This is a genomic window from Streptomyces sp. NPDC104831 (genome assembly GCF_055583025.1).
In genome coordinates this window covers 51660-71958 of the sequence record NZ_JBVJOT010000024.1, presented here as the reverse complement: position 1 = coordinate 71958, position 20299 = coordinate 51660, and the positions used below count along the sequence as shown (strand labels likewise).

Sequence of the window (20299 nt, the reverse complement as noted above, 5' to 3'; positions counted from 1 at the left end):
AGGGTGCGGTGCATGAGCGATGGCGCTGTGCTGCACGTGAAGGGGCGCGTCCTGGCCGGTCCGGACGACGTCCGGGACGAGCTGTGGGTGGTCGGGGGCCGGATCTCCTACGACCGCCCGGCCGGTGCCCGGGACGTCAGGACCGTCACCGGCTGGGCCCTGCCCGGCCTGGTCGACGCGCACTGCCACGTGGGCCTGGACGCGCACGGTCCCGTCGACGCCGAGACCGCCGAGAAGCAGGCGCTCACCGACCGGGACGCGGGCACCCTGCTGCTCCGGGACGCCGGCTCGCCCTCCGACACCCGCTGGATCGACGACCGCGCCGACCTGCCGAAGATCATCCGGGCGGGCCGGCACATCGCCCGCACCCGCCGCTACATCCGCAACTACGCCTGGGAGATCGAGCCGGACGACCTCGTCGCCTATGTCGCCCGGGAGGCCCGGCGCGGCGACGGCTGGGTCAAACTGGTCGGCGACTGGATCGACCGCGACCTCGGCGACCTCGCGCCCTGCTGGCCCCGCGAGGCGGTGACGGCGGCCATCGCCGAGGCCCACCGGCTCGGCGCCCGCGTCACCGCGCACTGCTTCGCCGAGAGCTCGCTGCGCGACCTGGTCGAGGCGGGCATCGACTGCATCGAGCACGCCACCGGGCTGAGCGAGGACCTGATCCCGCTGTTCGCCGAGCGGGGCGTCGCCATCGTGCCCACCCTCGTCAACATCGCCACCTTCCCGCAGCTCGCGGAGGGCGGCGAGCGGAAGTTCCCCCGCTGGTCCGCCCACATGCGCCGGCTGCACGAGCGGCGCTACGACACCGTGCGCGGCGCCTACGACGCCGGCATCCCGGTCTACGTCGGCACGGACGCCGGCGGCTCGCTGGCCCACGGCCTGGTCGCCGACGAGGTCGCCGAGCTGGTCGCCGCCGGCATCCCGCCCGTCGAGGCCCTGTCGGCGACGGCCTGGGGCGCCCGCGCCTGGCTCGGCCGGCCCGGACTGGAGGAGGGCGCCCCCGCCGACCTGGTGGTGTACGAGACCGATCCCCGGGCCGACGTACGGGTGCTGGCGGCGCCGCGCCGGGTGGTGCTGAACGGGCGGGTCATCGAGTAGGCGCACCCCGATTCGAATCGCCGTGCGGGGTATTCACGTTCGGGTGAAGTGACTCCGGAACGCTGACCGTTCACCCACACCGGGGACAAGGTTGACGGGTCCCAAGCACTTCCTTCTGGGGGGCCCACCGCCTTGAACAGCACCATCTTCCGCATGCCCGCACGCCGTCCGCTCGCCCTCGCGGCGGCCGTCGTCCTCACCGCGGCGCCCGTGATCCTGGGCGCGGGCACCGCGCACGCGGCCGACGGCCACGGCCGTGCCTCCGCCGTCGTGCTGCGCACCGCGCTCGACGTGTCCCTGCTCGACAAGACCGTGAACCTCCCGCTCGCGGTCTCCCTCGACGAGGTCCGGGCACCGCGCAGCGCGGACCGCACCGCGCTGTCCGCCCGGCTCGACGGCGTCGACGGCGGCAAACCGTTCACCGTGCTCGGCGCGGACGTCGCCGAGTCGAAGGCCACGGTCACCGCCCGGCGCGCCGAGGGCTCGGTGCGCGTCGCCCACGCCCGGCTGCACGTCCCCGGGCTGCCGCTGCTGTCCCTGATCGAGGCCGACGCGGTCACCGCGAAGGCCACCTGCGCGGCCGGCGAGGCGCCCACCGCCGCCGCGAACGTCCTCGGCACCGTCACCGTCCTCGGCAAGCGCGTCACCCTGACCGCCGGCGCCCCCGTCGAGGTGAAGGTGCCCGGCGTCGGCGAGGTCCGCCTCGGCCTGTCCCGGCACACCACGACGACCCGGACGGCCGCCGCGACCGCCCTGGGACTGGAGGTCTCCGTCAACCCCCTGAACCTCAACGTCGCCGAGGTCGAGGGCACGCTCACCCTGGCCGAGGCCACCTGCGAGTCCCCGGGGACCCCGCCCACCGGCAGGCCGGTCCCGAGCCACGACCCGGCCGCCGGCCCCCGCCCCCAGGGCGCCCCGTCGGAAGCCGGCCTCGCGGAGACCGGCGGCAGCCCGGCCACCCCCTACGTCGCGGGCGGCGCCCTCGCGCTGCTGCTGGCGGGCGGGGGAGCGCTGACGCTGGCCCGGCGCAGGAGGCGCTGACGCCGGCCCGGCGCGGGCGGCGCCGACCGCCCCGGCCGCTTGTCGTCCGGTGGCGGTTCAGGGTCACCCGCGAGACGCTGGACCCCGTTCCCGCCGGCCGGCGACGAGACGGCGCGGAACCTCGAAGGACCCGGCCGGCACCCGAGGCCGAGGGCGGTCTCGTGACCGTCCCCCTCAGCCCGGCGAGCCCTCCCGGCCGCCGCCGGCCAGTGCGGCCGACAGCGCCTCCAGGAACCCGTTCACCGTCGCCCGGTCCCGTACGGCGAGCCGCACCCAGTCCTCCCCGAGCCCGGGGAACGTGTCCCCGCGCCGCACCGCGTAGCCGAGGTCCCGCAGCCGTCGCCGTACCCCGGCCGCCCCCGGCATCCGCACCAGCACGAACGGCCCCTGCGCGGGCTCCGCCACCCGTACACCCCGGGAGGCGTACGAGCGCAGCCCGGCCACCAGGTGCGCCCGGTCCGCCGCGATGCGGTGCGCCGCGTGCCCCGCCTCGGCCAGCGCCCGCGGCGTCACGCACGCCCGCGCGGCCGCCAGCGCCGGCGTCGACACCGGCCACAGGGGCTGGGCCCGCTCCAGTTCGGCGATGATCTCCGGGGGAGCCAGGACGTAGCCGATGCGCAGACCGGCCAGGCCCCAGGTCTTGGTCAGGCTGCGCAGCACGACGAGTCCGGGCACGTCCGTGCGGCCGGCCAGTGCCTCGTGCTCGCCGGGCACCGCGTCCATGAACGCCTCGTCCACCACCAGCGTCCGGCCGGGGCGCGCGAGCCGCGTGACCGCCCCGGCCGGATGCAGGACCGACGTCGGGTTGGTGGGGTTGCCGATCACCACCAGGTCGGCGTCCGCGGGGACGGCCGCCGGGTCCAGCCGGAACCCGTCCCGCTCGCGCAGCAGCACCCGGTCCACCCGGTGCCCCGCGTCCCGCAGTGCCGCCTCCGGCTCCGTGAACTGCGGATGCACGACCACCGGCCGGCGCACCTCCAGCGCGCGGGCCAGCAGCACGAACGCCTCCGCGGCCCCCGCCGTCAGCAGCACCCGCTCCACCGGCAGCCCGTGCCGCTCCGCCACCGCCGCCCGCGCGGCCCGCCCGTCCGGGTAGGCCGCGAGGGAGGACAGCGAGCCGGCGATCTCCTCGCGCAGCCACGGCGGGGGCGTGTCCGCGCGGACGTTGACGGCGAGGTCCACCAACGCGGCCCCGCCGTCCCGGACCTCGGCGTCCCCGTGGTGCCGCAGATCGTGCGCGCAACCGCCGCTCGGCTCAGTGCGCATGGCTGTGCGAGTGGCCCCCGTGGTGGTGGTGCCCGTGCCCGTGGTGGTGGCCGTCGTCGTCCGGGTGGAAGTGCGGCTGCTGCGGCAGCCCCACCTTGTCCTCGAACCCCGGCAGCGCGATCCGGTACACGCACGAGTCGCAGTTCATCCGCAGATCGCCCTTCACGGCCTCCTCGTACCGCTCCATCACCAGGTCCAGCAGCTCCGGCTCGGGCCCGATGACATCGGCCGACCGCACGTCCAGCCCGGGGTGCGCGGCGGCCCATTCCTCGGTCTGCCGCCGCACCCGGTCCGGCAGGATGCCGGTGAACAGGAAGTACGGCAGGACGACGATCCGCCGCGCGCCCAGCGCCGCGCACCGCTCCAGGCCGCTCGGCACGTCCGGCGCGGCCAGCGACACGAACGCCGTCTCCACCCCGGCGTACCCCCGGCCCTCCCACAGCAGCCGCGCCGCCTTGGACACCTCGGCGTTCGCGTCGGGGTCGGTGGAGCCGCGCCCCACCAGGAGCACCGTCACGTCCGCGCGGTCGGCGCCGTCCAGCACCTCCTCCAGCCGCCGCTCCAGCACGTTCAGCAGCGCCGGGTGCGGGCCCAGCGGGCGGCCGTACGTGTACGAGATGCCCGGGTGCCGCTCCTTCTCGCGGGCCAGCGCGGCCGGGATGTCGCCCTTGGCGTGCCCGGCGGACACCAGCATCAGCGGCACCGCGGCGAACCGGCGCACCCCCTGCCCCACCAGTTCGGCGACGGCCTCGCCGAGCGGCGGCGGGGACAGTTCGATGAAGCCGCCCGCGACGGGCAGCCCGGGGTGGCGGCGTCCCAGTTCCCGGACGAAGTCGCGGAACGCCTCGGCACCGGCGTCGTCACGGGTGCCGTGTCCGGCGATGAGCAGGGCGGGCGGGGTGGTCACGGGGTCTCCTCGGAGTATGGGACGGGGTGGTACAGCAGGGCGTTGAGCGCGGCGGACGCGACCGCCGAGCCGCCCTTCTCGGACACGTTGCTCACGGCCGGCAGTCCGCTCTCGCGCAACGCGGCCTTGGACTCGACCGCGCCGACGAAGCCGACCGGCAGCCCGATGACGAGCGCCGGGGCGGCGTCCAGGGTCAGCAGTTCCTCCAGCGCGGTCGGCGCGTTGCCGATCACCCAGAGGGCACCGGGACCGACCTGCTCGTACGCGAGCCGGATCGCGTGCGCCGACCGGGTCAGCCCCGGCCCGGCCACGGCGTCCCGCAGCCGGCAGACGGTCCGGCGCCGGGTGATCCCGGCGGCCACCATCTCGACGTCCACGACCACCGGCGCCCCGGCGTGCAGCGCGGCGTGCGCCCGCACCAGGTCGTCCTCGGCCATGACGAGGTCGGTCGCGTACTGGAGGTCGGCGGCGGAGTGGACGACCCGCTCCACCACCGCCCGGGTCAGCGGCGGGAAGTGCGAGGTGTCCAGGCGGGCGCGCAGCCGCCGGTAGGACTCCTCCTCGATCGGGTGGACGACGCGGTTCACTTCGGCTCCTCCTGCCAGCGGTAGCCGCGCGGGGTCACCATGCGGCCCGCGATGATCCGGGTGGCCGTGTTGCCGACGGTGACGACCGTCATCATGTCGACGGTCGCCGGATCCAGCGCGGCCAGCGTGGTGACCCGGCTCGACTCGTCCGGCCGGGACGCGTTGCGCACGACACCGACGGGCGTCGCCGGCTCCCGGTGCGCGGCGAGGATCGCCAGCGCCTTGGGCAGCTGCCAGTCCCGGCCGCGGGAGCGCGGGTTGTAGAAGGTGACGACGAGGTCCGCCTCGGCCGCCGCGCCCACCCGCCGCTCGATGACTTCCCACGGCGTGTGCAGGTCGGACAGGCTGATGGACACGTGGTCGTGGCCCAGCGGCGCGCCCAGGATCGCCCCGGCGGCCAGCGCCGCCGTCACCCCGGGCACCCCGACCACGTCGATGTCGTCCGACGCCTCCGCGAGCGCCGGGGAGGCCATGGCGTACACGCCCGCGTCCCCGCTGCCGATCAGCGCCACCGCGTGCCCCTCGCGGGCCCGGGCGACCGCCGTGCGCGCCCGCTCCTCCTCCGCGCCGAGCCCCGACTCCAGCACCCGGGTGCCGGGCCGCAGCAGATCGCGGATCTGGTCCACGTACTGGTCGAGCCCGACCAGCACGGACGCCCGCCGCAGCTCGGCCGCCGCGCGCGGGGTGAGCAGGTCCCGGGCGCCGGGCCCGAGCCCGACCACCGCGAGCCGCCCGCGCGCCGGCCGCCGTACCACCGCACAGGTCGCCGTCGCGGGCCGCGCGTCCGACTTCCGCTTGGGCACGAGGAGTTCACCGCCGCGCAGCAGGGCGGCGGCCTCCGCCACCGACGGCGTGCCGACCGCGGCGAGCGGGGCGGCGGACGGGTTCGGCACCTCCACCCGCGCCAACTCCTCGGCGGAGTACGTCACCAGGGGCACCCCGAAGCGCTCGGCGGCGGCCACGATGCCCGGCTCCCCGGCCTTGGCGTCCACGGTGGCCAGCTCGGCGACCGAGCTCGGCGAGAGCCCCGCCTCCCGCAGCGCCCCCTCGACCAGGGCGACGACCTCCCCGGCCGGCGCGCCCTTCGAGGCCCCGACCCCGACCACCAGCGACGGCGGACGCAGCAGCACCTCCCGCTCGCCCGGTACGACGTCCCGGTCGGTGACCCGGATCGTGTACGCCCCCTCGGACGCGAGGGGCAGCGGCGGCAACGGCCACGCCACCTCCGCCGCCAGCGCGACCGGCTCCCCGTCCAGCAGCGCCCGGGACACCGCCGCCACCGCACCCTCGTACGGCAGCCCCAGCGTGTCCAGACCCGGCAGCCCGACGGCGTCCGTCGCGGTCGTCACCACCGGCTCCGCGCCCAGCAACGCGCCCACCTCGCGGGCCAGTCCGTTGGCGCCGCCGCCGTGCCCGCCGAGCAGCGACACCGCGAACCGGCCGCCCTCGTCCACGCACACCACACCCGGGTCGGCCGCCTTGCCGGCCAGCAGCGGCGCCAGCAGCCGCACCACCGCGCCCGTCGCCAGGAAGCACACCAGCTGCTCGCACTCGGCGAACGCGGCCCGCACCGCCTCCTTGACGGGACCCTCGTACACCCGCGTGCGGTCCGGCCAGGCCGCGGCCAGCCGGTCCCGCGCCGCCGCCCCCGCCGCGGTGGCGGAAATCAGGCCGATCACTGGTCAACTCCTTCACTAGACACCGGGGTTCTCACGCCCCACAGCAAAAACACCGGGTTGGTGGCCGCCAGCCGGGTCACGTCCCCCGGCAGCGGCGCGAGACGCGAGGACTGCAACAGCACCCCGTCGCAGGCGAACCCGGCCCCGGTCAGCGCCGCGCGCGCCGCGGGCACCCGGTCCAGCGCGGCCATCGCGACGACGACCGTCCGCCGCGCCCGTCGCGCGCACGCGGCGACCACGTCCGGCAGTTCCCGGCCCCCGCCGCCGACGAACACCGCGTCCGGATCGTCCGCCAGTCCCGCCAGCGCCCCGGGCGCGGCACCGTGCACCACGTCCACCCGCACGCCGTGGGCGCGCGCGTTGGCCCGGATCCGCCCGGCCCCGTCGGCCGCCTTCTCCACGGCGACGACCGCCGCGCCGAGCCGCGCGCACTCCACCGCGACCGACCCCGACCCGGCGCCCACGTCCCACACCAGGTCGCCCAGGCGCGGCCCCAGCCGGGCCAGCGCCAGCGCCCGCACCTCGAACTTGGTGATCATCGAGTCCCGGTGCGCGAACGCGTCCTCCTCCAGCGCCCACCGGTCCGGGGCCCCCGGCACCCCCGCGACCGTCCGCACCGCGCCGAGCGCACGCGCCTCGTCCAGGCACAGCACCACGCTCACCGCCGTACCCCAGTCCCGGGCCGCCGCCTCGGCCGCCGTCACCCGCTCCACGCGCTCGCGCCCCGGGTCGCCGAGGGCGCTCGCCACGACCAGCACCCGGTCCCCGGGCAGCGCCGCGCCCAGCTCGGCCGGCCCGGCCCCCGGACCGGTCAGCACCGCCACCTTCGGCCGTGCCCGGCACACGTTCACCGCCGTCCGCAGCTCCCGGCCGTGCGCGCTCACCACGACCGCGTCGTCCCAGGGCAGCCCGATCCGGGCGAACGCCGTCGCCACCGAGGACACCCCCGGCCGCACGTCCAGCAGCCCGGCCCCGAACCGCTCCGCCAGCGCCCGCACGATCCCGAAGAACCCCGGGTCCCCGGAGGCCAGCACCACGACCGGCAGTTCCTCGCCGACGTACTCCGCGACGGTGTCCAGCGCGGGCGCCAGCGGCCCGAGCACCACCCGGCGGGCGCCCTCGGGCAGCCCCGCGGCGTCCAGGTGCCGCCGCCCGCCGACCACCAGCGCGGCCCCGGCGAGCACGTCCGGGGGAACCGGCGCCCCGGTCCCCGTGCCGACGACCGTGATCAACTCTTCGCCCTCTGCTCCCGCAGGGCCCGCCGCGCCTCGGGGTCCGCCTTGCGGTAGCCGTGGAAGTGCCCCGGGTGGTACAGGTGCGAGCGGGTGCCGTGCGCGTCCAGCGCCGGACCGACCAGGAACAGCGTGTGCTTCCAGAGCCGGTGCTCCTTGACCGTCTCCTCCAGCGTGCCGATCGTGCACTTGACGACCAGCTCCTCCGGCCAGGTCGCCTGGTAGGCGATCACCACCGGGGTGGACGTGGGGTAGCCGCCCTCCAGCAGCTCCCGCACCAGCTGCCCGCTGCGCGCCGCCGACAGGAAGACGGCCATGGTGGTGCCGTGCCGGGCGAACTCGCGCACCTCCTCGCCGGGCGGCATCGGCGTCTTGCCGCCGCCCAGCCGGGTCAGCACGACGGACTGCGCGACCTCCGGGATCGTCAGCTCCCGCTGCGCGAGCGCGGCCACCGCCGAGAACGAGGACACGCCGGGCACGACCTCGGTCGCGATGCCGATCTCCCGGCAGCGGTCCAGCTGCTCCTGCGTGCCGCCCCACAGCGCCGGGTCGCCGGAGTGGATCCGGGCCACCCTCAGCCCCTCCTCGAACGCACGTCGGTACACCGCGACGACGTCCTCCAGCGACATGGCCGCCGAGTCCAGGATCTCGGCGCCCTCGCGCGCGTGGTCCAGGACCTCCGCCTGGACCAGGCTCGCGGCCCAGATCACGACGTCGGCCTCGGCGATGGCCCGCGCGGCACGGAACGTCAGCAGATCGGCGGCGCCGGGGCCGGCACCGACGAAGGTCACCTTGCCGGTGGTGGCATCGGCCATGGGAATCGGTCCTCTCCTACGAGTACTGCGGTGATTGCCGTCGGACGTGCGGGAACACGGGTGGATCCGATAGCAAGGGCGTATGGCGGTCTTCGTCGCGCTCGGCGCGTTCCTGATGACGCTGGCCGGCGGCTGGACGGCACAGCGCGTGACCGACCGCCGCCATCTCGTGCTGGGCCTGGCCGGCGGGCTGATGCTCGGCGTGGTCGGCCTCGACCTGCTGCCCGAGGCGCTGAGGGCGGCGGACGGCGAGATCCACGGCGTCCCGGCCGCGCTGCTGCTGTTCGTGGCCGGCTTCCTCCTCGCCCATCTGGTGGAACGCCTGCTGGCGGCCCGCAGCGCCGCGCACGGGGGCGTCGAGCACGCGGGCGCCGCGCACGGAGGTGTGGAACACCACCACCGCAGCCCCGAGGTGGGACTGACCGCGGCGGCGGCGATGGTGGGGCACAGCCTGATGGACGGCGTGGCGATCGGCGCGTCCTTCCAGGTGGGAGGAGGCATGGGCACCGCGGTCGCGCTCGCCGTCATCGCCCACGACTTCGCGGACGGCTTCAACACCTTCACCCTCACCCGCCTGTACGGCAACGCCCGCCGCAAGGCCCTCGCCATGCTCTTCGCGGACGCGGTCGCACCCGTCGCCGGGGCCGCCGCGTCCTCGTTCCTCACCATCCCGGAGGATGTCCTCGGCGGCTATCTCGGCCTGTTCGGCGGCGCCCTGCTCTACCTCGCCGCCGCCGAGATCCTCCCCGAGGCCCACCACGAGCACCCCGCCCGCTCCACCCTGCTGTGCACGGTCGCGGGCGTCGCGTTCATCTGGCTGGTGGTGGGCGTGACCGGATGACCCGGACGGTCTCACAGCTTCCCGCCCCGGCCGCCGTCCCGCCGCGGGGGCGCGATCAGCGTCGACAGATACGGCAGCGGGGACCCGTCCAGCTCGGCGGCCGGCCGCACCGACTCCTCCGGCAGCCCGAGCGCCGACCCCCACACGGCGTCCGCGAGCCGCCCGGTCCGCGCCAGCGCCTCGGCGACCTCGGCGGCCTGCCGGCCGAACTTGTACGCCACCACCGTGCCCGGCCCGGCCAGCGCCTCCTTCAGCACCGCCGCGCCGGCCGTCACCGGCACCAGGGTCAGCGGCTCGGTGCCCTCCGTCAGCACTGCCCCGGACCGCGCCGCGAGATCCTGCATCGCGGTGATCCCGGGCACCGTCTCCACGGCCACCCCGGGCACCAGCTCCACGATGGTCTGCGCCAGATAGGTGAACGTCGAGTACACGTTCGGGTCGCCGATGGTGGCGAACGCGACGGACGCGTGCGCCCGGAGCAGCTCCGCGACCCGCTGCCCGGCCGCGTCCCAGGCAGCCTCCCGGCGCCCCCGGTCGGTCCGCTCGTTCAGCGCGAACACCACCCGCACGATCTTCTCCGCGGACACGTAGTGCGCCACGGTCGCCTCGGCCCGGCCCCGCTCCCCGGTGTCCATGACGGGTACGACGACGACGTCGGCCTCCCGCAGCGCGTTGACCCCCTTGACGGTCACCAGCTCCGGGTCACCGGGGCCGACCCCGACTCCGACCAGCCTGCTGCTCATGACGTCCGGCACCTCTCCACGAACCGACGGGCCACACCGGGCGCGGACGCCCAGTGCGTGTGCAGATAACTCGCGTGCACGCCCTGCTGTACGAAACCCTCGACCCGCCGGACCGGGGCCGTGACCCCCCAGGCGGGGGCGGCACCGGCGCCCGGCTCCACGACCGTGCGGTGGAACTCGTGCCCCCGCATCCGCGTCCCGGCCGCGGCCAGCGCGCTGTCGCCGACGGCCACGGCGTCCCGGTAGCCGAGGGTCAGCCGCTCACTCATGCGCGCGGTGGCGTCCAGCACACCGCACATGGGCTTCCCGTCCAGCTCGCGGCACAGGTAGAGCAGCCCGGCGCACTCGGCGGCCACGGGGGCGCCGGAGCGCGCGAGCCGGGCCACGGCCTCGCGCAGCGGCTCGTTGGCGGACAGCTCGGCGGCGTACACCTCGGGGAAACCACCGCCGATGACCAGACCGGCGGTACCTTCCGGGAGCCGCTCGTCCCGGAGCGGATCGAACGTGACGACCTCGGCCCCGGCCGCGGTGAGCAGCTCGGCGTGCTCGGCGTAGGAGAAGGTGAAGGCGGGGCCGCCGGCCACGGCGACCACCGCGCGCCCCTCCGCCGCGCCGACGGGGGCTTCCCAGGGGGCGTCCGGCAGCGGTCCCGCACCGCTCGCGAGCCGCGACAGGGCGTCGAGATCACATCCCCGCTCGACCTGCGCGGCCATCGCCGCGACCGCCTCCAGCGCCGCGGACCGCCGCTCCGCGACCGGCACCAGCCCCAGGTGCCGGGACGGGGTGTCCACCTGCGGAACCCGCCGCAGCACACCCAGGACCGGCACCCCGGCCGCATCCAGTGCCTCCCGCAGCAGCGCCTCGTGCCGGTCGGAACCCACCTTGTTCAGGATCACGCCCCCGACGCGCACCCGGGGGTCCCAGGAGGCGAACCCGTGCACCAGCGCCGCCACCGACCGCGACTGCGAGGACGCGTCGACCACCAGCACCACCGGCGCCCGCAGCAGCCTGGCCACGTGCGCGGTGGACGCCAGCTCGCCCTGCCCGGCCGCGCCGTCGTACAGCCCCATCACGCCCTCGACCACGGCCAGGTCGCACCCCCGCGCCCCGTGCAGGAACAGCGGGGCGATCAGCTCCGGTCCGCACAGGTACGCGTCCAGGTTGCGCCCCGTGCGCCCGGTCGCCAGGGCGTGGTACCCCGGGTCGATGTAGTCCGGCCCGACCTTGTGCGGGGACACGGCGAGCCCCCGCGCGGCGAACGCGGCCATCAGCCCCGTGGCGACGGTGGTCTTGCCGCTGCCCGAGGAGGGCGCGGCGACGACCAGCCGCGGCACCGACGATGTCACCACTCGATGCCCTTCTGGCCCTTCTGCCCCACGTCCATGGGGTGCTTGACCTTGGACATGTCGGTGACGAGATCGGCGAAGTCCACCAGCCTTCCCGGCGCGTTCCGCCCGGTGATCACCACGTGCTGGGTGCCGGGCCGGTCGCGCAGCACCTCGATCACCTCGTCGGTGTCCACCCAGCCCCAGTGCATCGGGTACGCGAACTCGTCCAGCACGTACAGCCGGTACGTCTCGGCGGCCAGGTCCCGCTTGACCTGCTCCCAGCCCTCCCGGGCCTTCTCCTCGTTGGTCGCGTTGTCACCCTGGAGGTCCCGCTGGACCCACGACCAGCCCTCGCCCATCTTGTGCCAGGCGACCGTGCCGCCCTCACCGGAGGCGCCGAGCACGCGCAGCGCGTTCTCCTCGCCGACCTTCCACTTCGCCGACTTGACGAACTGGAACACCCCGATGGGCCACCCCTGGTTCCAGGCGCGCAGCGCGAGCCCGAACGCGGCGGTGGACTTGCCCTTGCCGACTCCCGTGTGCACGACGACCAGCGGCCGGTTGCGCCGCTGGCGGGTCGTCAGTCCGTCGTCCGGCACGACACTCGGCTGTCCCTGCGGCATTACGCGGCCCTCCTGCCCTGAATTCCCTTCACGAGCCCGGCGATCGAGTCCGCCCGCAGCTCGTCCAGCGTCACCGCCGTACCGCCCAGCTCACCCGCGAGCCGTCCCGCGAGCCCCAGCCGTACCGGCCCCGACTCGCAGTCCACGACCACCGAGGCGACCTGCTCGACCGCCAGCAGCCGTGCCGCCCGCTCCGCCAGCGCCACCGGCTCCGGACCCCCCGTGGCCCGCCCGTCGGTCACCACGACCGCCAGCGGCCGCCGCGCCGGGTCCCGCAGCCGCTCCACCCGCAGCACCTCGTGCGCCTTCAGCAGGCCGGCGGCGAGCGGCGTGCGCCCCCCGGTCGGCAGCGACTCCAGCCGCGCGGCGGCGGCGTCCACGGAGGACGTCGGCGGCAGCGCGACCTCGGCCGCCGACCCCCGGAAGGTCACCAGCCCCACCTTGTCCCGCCGCTGGTAGGCGTCCAGCAGCAGCGACAGCACGGCACCCTTCACGGCGCTCATCCGCTGCCGCGCGGCCATCGACCCGGAGGCGTCCACGACGAACAGCACGAGGTTTCCCTCCCGCCCCTCGCGCGTCGCCTGCCGAAGGTCGTCCCGGCGCACGACCAGCCCGGGCCCCGACCGCCCCCGTGCCCGCTGGTGCGGCGCGGCGGCCTGCACGGTGGCCGCCAGGTGCAGCTTGGTGAGCGTGCCCCGGGGCCGGCGGGCCCCGGTGGTCCGGCCGTGCTCGGTCCGCGCCCGGGACCGCCGCCCGGCGGCGCCCTCCCCGATGCCGGGGACGGTCAGCGCCCTGGTGCGGAAGGGCTCGGCGGCCCGCGCGGCCGGCTGCTCGCCGGCGCCGGACGCCTGCGGCTGCCCGTCCGCACCGGCTTCCGGCCGCGCGGCCTCGCCCCCGTCGCCCTGCGGGGGGCCGTCCGGCGCCGGCTGCCCGCCGCCACCGGGGCCGTCGGGGCCGTCGGGGTCGGGCTCGTCGTCGCCGTCGTCCCCGGAGTACTGCTCCAGCGTCTCGTCCAGCTTGTCCTCGTCCAGGCCCGGCGCGTCGAACGGGTTGCGCCGCCGCCGGTGCGGCAGCGCCAGCAGCGCGGCCTGCCGCACGTCCTCGGCGAGGACGTCGGTCCGCCCGGCCCACGCGGCCAGGGCGGTCGCGGTCCGCGCCATCACGATGTCGGCACGCATGCCGTCCACCTCGAACGCGGCACAGGTCGCCGCGATCTGCCGCAACGCGCCGTCCCCCAGCCGCACCCGCGGCAGCAACTCCCGCGCCGCGGCGATCCGCTGCCGCACGGCGGCTTCGTCCCGCGCCCACGTGGCGGCGAAGGCGGCCGGATCGTCGTCGTAGGCGAGCCGGCGCCGCACGACCTCCACCCGCTGGTCCGGCTCCCGCGAGGCGGCGACCTCCACGGTGAGCCCGAACCGGTCCAGCAGCTGCGGCCGCAGCTCGCCCTCCTCCGGGTTCATGGTGCCGACGAGCAGGAACTTCGCGGCATGCCGCACGGACACACCCTCGCGCTCCACGTACGAGGCGCCCATCGCCGCCGCGTCCAGCAGCAGGTCGACCAGGTGGTCGTGCAGCAGGTTCACCTCGTCGACGTAGAGGATGCCCCGGTGGGCGTCGGCCAGCAGCCCCGGCTCGAACGCCTTCACGCCCTCCGCGAGCGCCCGCTCGATGTCCAGCGCGCCGACCAGCCGGTCCTCGGAGGCGCCGACGGGCAGCTCGACCATCCGCGCGGGCCGCTCGGTCCCGCCCCCGGCCTCGTGCGGCCCGTCCGGGCAGTCCGGGTCCGGGGCGGCCGGATCACAGGAGAACCGGCACCCGGGGACCACGGCCACCGCCGGCAGCAGCGCGGAGAGCGCCCGCACGGCCGTCGACTTGGCGGTGCCCTTCTCGCCGCGCACCAGCACACCGCCGACCGCCGGGGACACGGCGTTCAGCAGCAGCGCGAGCCGCAGATCGTCCTGGCCGACAACGGCCGTAAAGGGAAAGGGGGTTGTCACTGGTCGCCCTCCAGGTCGCCTTCGAGCTCCAGGTAGGTGGCGCGCAGCCGCTCCAGCGTGTCCGCGTCCGGCTCGGCCCACAGGCCCCGGTCCGCCGCCTCCAGCAGCCGCTCGGTGATGCCGCGCAGCGCCCACGGGTTGGACTTCTTCATGAAGTCCCGGTTCTCCGGGTCGAAGACGTACTCCGCGCTGAGCTTCTCGTACATCCAGTCGTCGACCACGCCCGCCGTGGCGTCGTAGCCGAACAGGTAGTCCACGGTCGCCGCCATCTCGAAGGCGCCCTTGTAGCCGTGCCGGCGCATGGCCGCCATCCACCGGGGATTGACCACCCGCGCGCGGAAGACCCGGTGCGTCTCCTCGCCCAGCGTCCGGGTCCTCACCTGGTCCGGCACGGCCGAATCACCCACGTACGCCTCGGGGTTGGCGCCCGTCAGGTGCCGGACCATGGCGACCATGCCGCCGTGGTACTGGAAGTAGTCGTCGGCGTCGACGAGGTCGTGCTCACGCGTGTCGACGTTCTTCGCCGCCACCGCGATCCGCCTGAACGCCGTCTCCATGTCCCCGCGTGCCGCCCGGCCGTCGAGACCGCGGCCGTAGGCGTAGCCGCCCCAGACGGCGTACACCTCGGCCAGGTCCGCGTCGCTGCGCCAGTTGCGGGCGTCGATCAGCGGCAGCAGGCCGGCGCCGTAGGCACCCGGCTTGGAGCCGAAGACGCGGGCCGTGGCGCGGCGCCGGTCGCCGTGTTCGGCGGTGTCCTCGTCCACGTGCGCCCGCACGTAGTTGGATTCGGCCGGCTCCGCCAGCTCCGCCACCGCCCGGACCGCGTCGTCGATCAGCCCGACCACGTGCGGGAAGGCGTCCCGGAAGAACCCGGAGATGCGGACCGTGACGTCGATGCGGGGGCGCCCCAGCTCCGTGAGGGGGATCACCTCGAAGCCGGTCACCCGGCGCGAGGCCTCGTCCCACACCGGGCGGCAGCCCAGCAGCGCCAGGATCTCGGCGATGTCGTCGCCCTGGGTGCGCATCGCGGAGGTGCCCCACACCGTGAGGCCCACGGACTTCGGGTACTCGCCGGTGTCGCTCAGGTACCGCTGCACCAGCGAGTCCGCCAGCGACTGCCCGACCTCCCAGCTCAGCCGGGACGGGATGGCCTTCGGGTCGACCGAGTAGAAGTTGCGGCCCGTCGGCAGGACGTTCACCAGGCCGCGCGTCGGCGACCCGGACGGGCCCGCCGGGACGTAACCGCCGTCCAGGGCCCGCAGGATGTGCCCGATCTCGTCGGTGGTCCGCGCCAGCCGCGGTACGACCTCGTCGCACGCGAACTCCAGCACGGCGACCGCCTCGGGCGTCTCGGCACCGAGCACGCCCCGCAGGAGGGCCGGGACCTCCGCACGGTCCCACGCCCGGGCCTCCATGCCCTCCGCGATCCGCCGGCACAGCTGCTCCAGCAGGTCGACGGCGTCGGCGGCGGACCGGGCCGGGCCCTCCACCAGGTCCGTCAACTCCACCGGCACCTTCACCGGGGCACCCGGCTCGGCCAGCAACTCCTTCTCCACCAGACCGAAGTGGGCCGCCAGCGAGGCCCGCAGCCCGGGCAGGGCGTCGGCCCGCCCGCCCCACACCTGCGAGGCGCGCAGCACGGCCAGCACGAGGTTCACGCGCGGTTCGCCGACCGGGCCGCCGCCCAGGATGTGCAGGCCGTCGCGGATCTGCACGTCCTTGATCTCGCACAGATAGCCGTCGATGTGCATGACGAACTCGTCGAACGCGTCGTCGTCGGGCTGCTCGTCCACGTGCAGGTCGTGGTGCAGCTCCGCCGCCTTGACCAGCGTCCAGATCTGCGCGCGCACGGCCGGGGCCTTCGCCGGGTCCAGGTCGCTCACCAGCGCGTACTCGTCGAGGAGCTGCTCCAGCTTGGCCAGGTCGCCGTAGGTGTCGGCGCGGGCCATCGGCGGCACCAGGTGGTCGACCACGGTGGCGTGCCCGCGCCGCTTGGCCTGGGTGCCCTCGCCGGGGTCGTTGACGATGAACGGGTAGATCAGCGGCAGTTCGCCGAGGACGGCGTCCGGGGCGCAGCCGCGCGACAGCCCGAGGCCCTTGCCCGGCAGCCACTCCATCGTGCCGTGCTTGCCCATGTGCACGATCGCGTCGGCGCCGAAGCCGTTCTCCAGCCAGCGGTAGGCCGCCATGTAGTGGTGGGAGGGCGGCATGTCGGGGTCGTGGTAGATCGCGATCGGGTTCTCCCCGAAGCCGCGCGGCGGCTGGATCATGACGACGACGTTCCCGTACCGGAGGCAGGCCAGCACGATGTCGTCGCCGTCCACGTAGAGGCTGCCCGGCGGCTCGCCCCACGCCTCGGTCATGGCGTCCCGCAGCTCCGGGTCGAGCGTGCCGAACCACGCCCGGTAGTCGGCCAGCGGCACCCGCGCGGGCGCGGCGGCCAGCTGTTCCTCGGTGAGCCATTCCACGTCGTGGCCGCCGGCCTCGATGAGCCGGTGGATCAGCTCGTCGCCGCCGTCCGGGTATTCGGTCAGCGAGTATCCGGCGTCCCGGAGCGCGTCGAGCACCCGGACGGCCGACACGGGGGTGTCCAGGCCGACCGCGTTGCCGACGCGGGAGTGCTTGGTCGGGTAGGCGGTGAAGACGAGCGCGATCTTCTTCTCGGCGTTCGGCTTGTGCCTCAGCCGGGCGTGCCGGACGGCGATGCCGGCGACCCGGGCGGCCCGCTCGGGGTCGGCGGTGTACACCGGGACGTCGTCGGGGCCCTGCTCCTTGAAGGAGAACGGGACGGTGATCAGCCGGCCGTCGAACTCGGGGATGGCGACCTGCATCGCCGCGTCCATGGGGGACAGGGCCGCGTCGGACTCCTCCCACGCGGCGCGCGAGGAGGTGAGGCACAGCCCTTGCAGCACGGGGACATCCAGGTCGGCGAGCGCGCCGATGTCCCACGCCTCGTCGTCGCCGCCCGCCGACGCCTGGGAGGCGTGCGTGCCGCCGGCCGCGAGCACGGTGGCCACCAGCGCGTCGGCCCGCCCCAGCAGTTCGTACAGCGCGGCGTCCGCGCCGCGCAGCGAACCGCAGTACACCGGCAGGGCGTTGGCGCCGGCCGCCTCGATCGCCTCGCACAGGGTGTCCACGAAGGCGGTGTTGCCGCTCAGTTCGTGCGCCCGGTAGAACAGCACGCCCACGGTCGGGCGGCCGTCCCGGACGGCGTAGGCGCCGTGCACGCCGAACTCGGGCATGCGGTGCGGCTCCGCGAAGCCCTCGCCGGTCAGCAGCACGGTGTCCGACAGGAACCGGGACAGCTCCAGCAGGTTCGCGGGGCCGCCCTCGACGAGGTACTTCAGCGCCTCCGCGACCACGCCGGCGGGCACCGAGGACTCGGCCATCAGCTCGGCGTCCGGTACGGCCTCGCCGCCCAGCAGGACGGTGGGGATGCCGGACGCCTTCAACACGGCCAGCCCGTCCTCCCAGGCCCGCTTGCCGCCCAGCAGCCGTACGACGGCGAGGTCCGCGCCCTCGATCAGGGCCGGCAGTTCCCCGGCGACGTCGACCCGGGTGGGGTTGCCGATGCGGTAGCCGGCGCCCGAGGCCCGGGCCGCCAGCAGATCCGTGTCGGCGGTCGACAACAACAACACTGTGCTCATGCGGGCGCTCCCGGTGGGATGAAGGGCAGTCCTGGCGGCGCGCCGGACTCGATGAGCCGCCACAGCGCGTCCGTGTCCGCGTGCTGTTCGATGAGGTCGCCGAGCCGGTCGAGCTGCTCCTCGCGCAGCGCGGCGAAGGAGGTGTCCGGCGCGGGCACGAAGCGGCGGCCCGCGGCGGCGGCCACCTCGCGCAGGAAGGCCCGCCGGAAGCCGTCCGACTCCAGCGAGCCGTGCCAGTGGGTGCCCCAGGTCTGGCCGGCGCGGCAGCCGTCGAGGAAGGGTCGGCCGCCTTCGACCGTGGCCACTCCGTGGTGGATCTCGTAACCGTCGACCCGCTCGCCGAGGGCCTCTCCGCTGGGCCGGGTGAGGGTCTTCTCGCGGGCGAAGCGCACGCGCACGGGCAGGATCCCGAGGCCGTCGACGTGGCCCTGGCGGCTCTCGACCTCGTCCTCGATGTGCGTGCCGAGGATCTGGAAGCCGCCGCAGACGCCGAGGATCGGGCGGTGTTCGGCGGCCCGGCGCACGAGGGCGTCCGCCAGCCCGCGTTCCCGCAGCCACCCCAGCGCCCGTACGGTGCCGCGGGTGCCGGGGATCACCACGAGGTCGGCGTCGGCCAGTTCCTCCGGCCGGTCCACGAACCGCACGACGACGCCCGGTTCGGCGGCCAGCGCGTCCACGTCGGTGAAGTTGGACATCAGCGGGATCGCGCACACGGCGACCCGGAGCACGTCGGCGCCGACCGGGGGAGTGACGGCGGACTCCCGCACGGTGCCCCGCAGCGAGACCCGCAGTCCGTCCTCCTCGTCGATGCCGAGTCCGTGCCGGAAGGGCAGCACGCCGTAGGTCCGCCGCCCGGTGAGGCCGTGGAGCATCTCCAGGCCGGGTTCCAGCAGGCCGACGTCGCCGCGGAACTTGTTCACGAGGAAGCCGGCGACGAGTTCCTGGTCCTCGGGCGCGAGCAGGGCGACGGTGCCGAAGAAGGACGCGAAGACGCCCCCGCGGTCGATGTCGCCGACCACCAGCACCGGCAGCCGCGCACCGCGCGCGATGCCCATGTTGACGATGTCGGTCCGGCGCAGGTTGATCTCGGCCGGGCTGCCCGCCCCCTCGCAGATCACCGCGTCATACGTGCCCCGCAGTTCGGCCAGGCAGTCCAGCACCGTGCCCAGCAGCCGCTGCTGGCGCCCGCCGTGGTAGCCGCGCGCGCTCAGCTCGCCCACCGGCTTGCCGAGCAGCACGACCTGGCTGCTCTGCTCGCCGCCGGGCTTGAGCAGCACCGGGTTCATCAGCGCGGTCGGCTCGATCCGGCAGGCCTGGGCCTGCATGGCCTGGGCCCGGCCGATCTCCGCGCCCTCCCGGGTCACGAACGAGTTCAGGGACATGTTCTGCGCCTTGAACGGCGCGACCTTCACGCCCTGGCGGACCAGCCACCGGCAGATCCCGGCCGTCACGACGCTCTTGCCGGCGTCCGAGGTGGTGCCGGCCACGAGGAGGCCACCGTTCACTTCCCACGTCCTTTCAGGAGTGCGCGCGCGGCGAGTGTGGTGCCGAGGGCGAGCAGGCCGACGCGGCGGGAGAGCCGTACGGCCCGGTCGATGTCGGCGACCTCGACCGGCCGTCCGGTGCCGCCGTTGAGTACGGGCCGGTGCTCGACCCGGCCGCCGTAGGAGAGCGTCCCGCCCAGGCGTACGCCGAGGGCACCCGCGAAGGCGGCCTCCACGGGACCGGCGTTGGGGCTCGGGTGCCTGCCCGCGTCGGCCCTCCAGGCGCGCAGGGCGCCGCGCGGGTCGGGTCCGGCGGCGGCGGCGAGGGCGGCGGTCAGCCGGGCCCCCGGCCAGCCGGCGACGTCGTCGAGGCGGGCGGAGGCCCAGCCGTAGCGGCGGTGGCGGGGCGACTTGTGGCCCACCATGGCGTCCAGCGTGTTGACGGCCCGGAACCCGAGCAGACCCGGCACCCCGGCGACCGCTCCCCACACCAGGGCGCCGACCACGGCGTCGGAGGTGTTCTCGGCGACCGACTCGACCACGGCCCGGGCCATCCCGTCGGCGTCCAGCGCCTGCGGGTCCCGGCCGCACAGGTGGGGCAGCCGGGCGCGGGCGGCCTCGATGTCCCCCGCCGCCAGGGCGCGTTCGACGGCGCGGGCCTCGCGGCCGAGCGAGGTGCCGCCGACGACGGCCCAGGTGGCGGCGGCGGTCAGCGCGACGGAGGCGGTACGGGAGGGGCGTGCGGCGCGTGCGGCCAGCGCCCCGAGTGCGACGGCGCCACCGGCGCACACGGCGGTGTGCAGGGCGCCCCAGCCGCGGTGGTCGTGCCACAAGGCGCCTTCCACGGCCGTGGCCGCGCGGCCGAACGCGGCGACCGGGTGCCCGCGGCGGGGATCGCCGAGGAGCAGGTCGCCGAGGACGCCGGCGGCGGCGCCGTACGCGTAAGTGCGATCGGCACCCATCGGCTCAGCCGGCCGTGGGCACAGGGGTGTTCCCGGTACGGGT

The 20299-nt window shown here is 75.6% G+C and carries 16 protein-coding genes; 3 read left to right on the top strand and 13 right to left on the bottom strand.

Annotation, left to right across the window (positions count from 1 at the left end):
• The first annotated feature begins 12 nt into the window (after positions 1-12).
• Positions 13-1104, top strand: a complete 1092-nt coding sequence (locus ACZ63H_RS18255) for an amidohydrolase family protein (protein ID WP_469866150.1) — start codon at positions 13-15, stop codon at positions 1102-1104.
• Positions 1105-1236: 132 nt separating this feature from the next.
• Positions 1237-2145 carry an SCO1860 family LAETG-anchored protein gene (locus tag ACZ63H_RS18250; RefSeq protein WP_469866148.1) on the top strand — a complete coding sequence of 303 codons (909 nt, stop codon included), beginning with the start codon at positions 1237-1239 and terminating at the stop codon, positions 2143-2145.
• Positions 2146-2319: 174 nt separating this feature from the next.
• On the opposite strand, the gene cobC is transcribed toward ACZ63H_RS18250, so the two are convergent.
• The 6 genes from cobC to cobM are packed head-to-tail and all read right to left on the bottom strand — an operon-like array spanning position 2320 to position 8631.
• The gene (cobC, locus tag ACZ63H_RS18245) at positions 2320-3411 is read right to left on the bottom strand and encodes an Rv2231c family pyridoxal phosphate-dependent protein CobC (protein ID WP_469866146.1); all 1092 of its coding nucleotides are present in this window, start codon (positions 3409-3411) and stop codon (positions 2320-2322) included.
• The gene (locus ACZ63H_RS18240; RefSeq protein ID WP_469866144.1) at positions 3401-4318 is read right to left on the bottom strand and encodes a sirohydrochlorin chelatase; all 918 of its coding nucleotides are present in this window, start codon (positions 4316-4318) and stop codon (positions 3401-3403) included. The genes cobC and ACZ63H_RS18240 overlap by 11 nt, the downstream gene beginning before the upstream one ends.
• Complete coding sequence (locus tag ACZ63H_RS18235; RefSeq protein ID WP_469866142.1) at positions 4315-4905, bottom strand: precorrin-8X methylmutase; 591 nt, start codon at positions 4903-4905, stop codon at positions 4315-4317. The genes ACZ63H_RS18240 and ACZ63H_RS18235 overlap by 4 nt, the downstream gene beginning before the upstream one ends.
• Positions 4902-6584 carry a precorrin-3B C(17)-methyltransferase gene (gene cobJ, locus ACZ63H_RS18230; protein ID WP_469866140.1) on the bottom strand — a complete coding sequence of 561 codons (1683 nt, stop codon included), beginning with the start codon at positions 6582-6584 and terminating at the stop codon, positions 4902-4904. Before cobJ ends, ACZ63H_RS18235 begins: the two co-directional genes overlap by 4 nt.
• The gene (cbiE, locus tag ACZ63H_RS18225; protein ID WP_469866138.1) at positions 6581-7816 is read right to left on the bottom strand and encodes a precorrin-6y C5,15-methyltransferase (decarboxylating) subunit CbiE; all 1236 of its coding nucleotides are present in this window, start codon (positions 7814-7816) and stop codon (positions 6581-6583) included. Before cbiE ends, cobJ begins: the two co-directional genes overlap by 4 nt.
• Positions 7813-8631: a precorrin-4 C(11)-methyltransferase gene (gene cobM, locus ACZ63H_RS18220; protein ID WP_467937453.1), complete on the bottom strand. Its 819-nt coding sequence runs from the start codon at positions 8629-8631 to the stop codon at positions 7813-7815. The genes cbiE and cobM overlap by 4 nt, the downstream gene beginning before the upstream one ends.
• A gap of 82 nt (positions 8632-8713) precedes the next feature.
• Here cobM and ACZ63H_RS18215 point away from each other — a divergent pair, with 82 nt between their 5' ends.
• Positions 8714-9472 (top strand): ZIP family metal transporter, encoded by a 759-nt coding sequence (locus tag ACZ63H_RS18215; protein ID WP_469866136.1) that lies wholly within the window; start codon positions 8714-8716, stop codon positions 9470-9472.
• A gap of 11 nt (positions 9473-9483) precedes the next feature.
• Here ACZ63H_RS18215 and cobI read toward each other — a convergent pair whose 3' ends face one another.
• Genes cobI through ACZ63H_RS18180 form a run of 7 tightly spaced genes read right to left on the bottom strand, consistent with a single transcriptional unit; the run spans position 9484 to position 20256 of the window.
• On the bottom strand, positions 9484-10215 hold the full coding sequence (cobI, locus tag ACZ63H_RS18210; RefSeq protein WP_469866134.1) for a precorrin-2 C(20)-methyltransferase: 732 nt from the start codon (positions 10213-10215) through the stop codon (positions 9484-9486).
• Positions 10212-11561 (bottom strand): cobyrinate a,c-diamide synthase, encoded by a 1350-nt coding sequence (locus ACZ63H_RS18205; protein WP_469866238.1) that lies wholly within the window; start codon positions 11559-11561, stop codon positions 10212-10214. The genes cobI and ACZ63H_RS18205 overlap by 4 nt, the downstream gene beginning before the upstream one ends.
• A complete protein-coding gene (gene cobO / locus ACZ63H_RS18200) occupies positions 11558-12166 on the bottom strand; it encodes a cob(I)yrinic acid a,c-diamide adenosyltransferase (protein WP_469866132.1) in 609 nt (202 codons plus the stop codon). Before cobO ends, ACZ63H_RS18205 begins: the two co-directional genes overlap by 4 nt.
• Complete coding sequence (locus tag ACZ63H_RS18195) at positions 12166-14163, bottom strand: putative cobaltochelatase (protein WP_469866131.1); 1998 nt, start codon at positions 14161-14163, stop codon at positions 12166-12168. Before ACZ63H_RS18195 ends, cobO begins: the two co-directional genes overlap by 1 nt.
• The gene (gene cobN, locus ACZ63H_RS18190; RefSeq protein WP_469866129.1) at positions 14160-17810 is read right to left on the bottom strand and encodes a cobaltochelatase subunit CobN; all 3651 of its coding nucleotides are present in this window, start codon (positions 17808-17810) and stop codon (positions 14160-14162) included. Before cobN ends, ACZ63H_RS18195 begins: the two co-directional genes overlap by 4 nt.
• A complete protein-coding gene (locus ACZ63H_RS18185; RefSeq protein WP_469866127.1) occupies positions 17807-19315 on the bottom strand; it encodes a cobyric acid synthase in 1509 nt (502 codons plus the stop codon). Before ACZ63H_RS18185 ends, cobN begins: the two co-directional genes overlap by 4 nt.
• Positions 19312-20256 carry a cobalamin biosynthesis protein gene (locus tag ACZ63H_RS18180; RefSeq protein WP_469866125.1) on the bottom strand — a complete coding sequence of 315 codons (945 nt, stop codon included), beginning with the start codon at positions 20254-20256 and terminating at the stop codon, positions 19312-19314. The genes ACZ63H_RS18185 and ACZ63H_RS18180 overlap by 4 nt, the downstream gene beginning before the upstream one ends.
• Positions 20257-20299: the final 43 nt, after the last annotated feature.

Bases quoted from the DNA above. Each gene is read 5' to 3' on its own strand.
- ACZ63H_RS18255 (WP_469866150.1), top strand. From the start codon at position 13: ATGAGCGATGGCGCTGTGCTGCACGTGAAGGGGCGCGTCCTGGCCGGT.
- cobO (WP_469866132.1), bottom strand. From the start codon at position 12,166: ATGCCGCAGGGACAGCCGAGTGTCGTGCCGGACGACGGACTGACGACC.
- cobI (WP_469866134.1), bottom strand. From the start codon at position 10,215: ATGAGCAGCAGGCTGGTCGGAGTCGGGGTCGGCCCCGGTGACCCGGAG.
- ACZ63H_RS18215 (WP_469866136.1), top strand. From the start codon at position 8,714: ATGGCGGTCTTCGTCGCGCTCGGCGCGTTCCTGATGACGCTGGCCGGC.
- cobC (WP_469866146.1), bottom strand. From the start codon at position 3,411: ATGCGCACTGAGCCGAGCGGCGGTTGCGCGCACGATCTGCGGCACCAC.
- cobN (WP_469866129.1), bottom strand. From the start codon at position 17,810: ATGAGCACAGTGTTGTTGTTGTCGACCGCCGACACGGATCTGCTGGCG.
- ACZ63H_RS18180 (WP_469866125.1), bottom strand. From the start codon at position 20,256: ATGGGTGCCGATCGCACTTACGCGTACGGCGCCGCCGCCGGCGTCCTC.
- cobM (WP_467937453.1), bottom strand. From the start codon at position 8,631: ATGGCCGATGCCACCACCGGCAAGGTGACCTTCGTCGGTGCCGGCCCC.